We start from the raw sequence: 451 nt of genomic DNA on the forward strand, positions 1-451 counted from the left end.
AGGGACAGTTCGATCACAAGATCAGCGACAGATCCCGGCACCCGCCTCCGCAGCGTCGCCACCACAAGCCCGGCGACACCGGCGACCGCGCCCGCTCCCATCACCCCCGTGGGCCACGGCAGCGTCGCGGCAGGAAGATCGGCGCACCGGCCGGCGACCGTCACCAGCCACCAGCACGGCAGATCGGCGAGGTGCGCGAGCAGCCCGGCTGCTGACGGCGACACCGCCGCCACGACCAGCGTCAGTACCCCCAGCACGGTCGCCGGTGCGACGGCGGGCACGGCCAAGACGTTCGCTGGCACCGCCACGAGGCTCAGCCCCCCACCGGTCCAGGCCAACACCGGGGTGCACGCCAGCTGGGCGGCGGCCGCGACGGCGAGCACCTCGGCGATCCGCGCCGGCAGCCGCCGAGCGAGCGCGTCCCGCCAGCCCGGCGCAAAAACGATCATTC

1 protein-coding gene is annotated in these 451 nt (G+C 74.3%); it reads right to left on the bottom strand.

Annotated features, from left to right (window positions below):
- Positions 1–451, bottom strand: a 451-nt coding sequence (locus ACY45C_RS15265) for a ComEC/Rec2 family competence protein (RefSeq protein ID WP_462188276.1), incomplete at both ends; no start/stop codon positions are given.

It is taken from the genome of Frankia sp. CcWB2, assembly GCF_977927585.1.